The organism is Pedobacter sp. (assembly GCF_035566355.1).
Taxonomy (GTDB): domain Bacteria; phylum Bacteroidota; class Bacteroidia; order Sphingobacteriales; family Sphingobacteriaceae; genus Pedobacter.
On record NZ_DATMRL010000599.1, the window covers coordinates 1 to 2,156 of the forward strand.

Consider the following 2,156-nt stretch of genomic DNA (forward strand, 5'->3'; position numbering starts at 1 on the left):
CGATGCTATATATGCGAAACTTCCATTCCAACAGCACAGCCTGATCCCTGAAAACCTTGGATGCGAAATTAACAAACAAGGCTATATCCAAATAGATGAATTCCAAAGAACCTCCATACCGGGCATATATGCTGCAGGCGATAACACCACAAGCATGCGCTCTGTCGCATCAGCTGTGGCAGCAGGAACAAAAGCCGGCGCCTTTATAAATCATGATCTGATCTCTGGAAATTAGCTTCACCAAAAGATTAAAAAAACTTTTTTACGTAAAAGACCCGGCTAAAGCCAGGTCTTTTACCAATTATTTATCAAGTCTTTCTCTTAACCGGAGCAAATATTTATTGCGGTAATACAGGTCCTTGATCTTCAGTAAAGACTGTTTTTGCTGCTCATCATCCTGTGTTTCAAAACCAGAGGTCAGCACCAAAAGTTCATCAAAAAGCTTCTTTTCAATCAGATCTACCTCTGCCTTAATCGTCAGCAACTTTCCTGCATCAGGTTCGAATTCCAGCTCCATCAAAGCTTCATTCACATCCATCATTTCCATCAAAAAATGCTGAGGGAGCACATAATTCTCTCCTTCTTTCAAAAGACCTTTCAGTTCGAGGATATAATGCAGACGTTTTTGCGGATCACTCAATATCTGATAAGCCTTATTGTTCAATGTGGACAGCTCTAATACCTCTTCCTGTTTCTCCTGACTTTCCATAATATAAAAATCAGGGTGAAACTTCTTGCTCAACTCATAAAACTTCTGTTTAATGACAGCAGGATCCGGATTAAAACTCAAGGATAAGCCATACAGCTCAAAATAGTCCATAAGCTTTCTATTTAATAAAAGCTTTAAATATATCGTTCCCTAACACAAAAACCATCAAGGAAAGCAGAAGAACAAAACCTACAATCTGTGCACGCTCCATAAATTTATCACCAAGCGGTTTGCCTTTGATCATTTCAATGATCAGAAAAACAACATGTCCGCCATCCAATGCAGGAATAGGCAATAGATTCATAAAAGCCAAAGCAATAGAAATAAAAGCCGTAGAAGCCCAGAATCTTTCCCAGATCCACTGACCTCCATACACCTTACGTGCAATCTCTACAGGACCTGAAAATGCCTTTGTTGCCTTAACTTTACCAGTGATCACTTTCCAGATACCTTTAGCATTGGTACTAAACTGCACCCAAGCCTGCCCGGCACCTATAGGTAAAGCCTGGAAAAAGCCGTAATGAATCGTTTCTATCTTAATCTCATGAATATTAAATCCAATACCAACAGAACCAGCGGTATCTGCAGGTAAATTCAGATTCAAACTCTGTCCTGCCCGGCTTACTGTAAAGATCATTTCCTTACCTTTCAGCTTTTTCACTTCCTGGATGACATCAACATTGTACTTTACAGGCACACTATTAATTGCTGTAATGCGGTCACCTTTATGCGCACCTGCTTTAAAAGCCGGTTTTCCATTCACCACACTATCAATTGTAGAGGTTAGTAAAGGCTCCCTTGCAATAAATTCCTCAATCCCCAGATCAGAAACTTTATTCAGAATGTTATCCGGAACTTTAATATCAATTGTTTTCCCTTCTCTGATCACCGTTAAATTCGTATTACCAAGCAATACTTTTGGGCTGATCAGTTCATCAAAACGCAGTACTTTATTTCCATTTACCGCAATTACACGGTCTCCCTTTTGTAAACCTATTTCTTTACCGATTACCCCGGGATTGATTCCATTCTGAACAGAATTATTTGGCACATAGGTTTCTCCATATTTAAACGTCAGCATCCAGAAGATAAAAATCCCCACAATAATGTTTACAACCACACCACCAAGCATCACAATCAGGCGCTGCCAGGCTGGTTTAGACCTGAATTCCCAGGGTTGTACAGGTTGTTCCATCTGTTCAGTATCCATAGATTCGTCAATCATCCCCGAAATCTTAACATAACCACCTAAAGGCAGCCAGCCAATTCCATATTCACAATCTCCGCGTTTAATGCTAAATAACTTTACACCCCAGGCATCGAAAAACAAATAGAACTTTTCTACTTTAATCCCAAAAGCACGTGCTGCCAAGAAATGTCCTAATTCGTGTAATATTACCAGTATCGATAATCCCAGCAATAACTGGGCAGCCATAATCAGTCCGTT

At 40.0% G+C, this 2,156-nt stretch carries 3 protein-coding genes; 1 reads left to right on the forward strand and 2 read right to left on the reverse strand.

Going from position 1 to position 2,156, the window contains the following annotated elements; all coding sequences use genetic code 11:
* Positions 1-235 (forward strand): FAD-dependent oxidoreductase (locus VNZ46_RS23635; protein WP_325563229.1); only part of this gene is annotated, 235 nt, incomplete at its 5' end.
* Positions 236-301: 66 nt separating this feature from the next.
* Here VNZ46_RS23635 and VNZ46_RS23640 read toward each other — a convergent pair.
* Positions 302-820 carry an iron-sulfur cluster co-chaperone HscB C-terminal domain-containing protein gene (locus VNZ46_RS23640; RefSeq protein WP_325563231.1) on the reverse strand — a complete coding sequence of 173 codons (519 nt, stop codon included), beginning with the start codon at positions 818-820 and terminating at the stop codon, positions 302-304.
* 7 nt (positions 821-827) lie between these two features.
* Positions 828-2,156: RIP metalloprotease RseP (gene rseP / locus VNZ46_RS23645; RefSeq protein ID WP_325563233.1), on the reverse strand; the 1,329-nt coding region annotated here is incomplete at its 5' end.

Excerpts from the sequence above, each read along its gene's own strand:
- VNZ46_RS23640 (WP_325563231.1), bottom strand. The coding sequence starts at position 820 with ATGGACTATTTTGAGCTGTATGGCTTATCCTTGAGTTTTAATCCGGAT.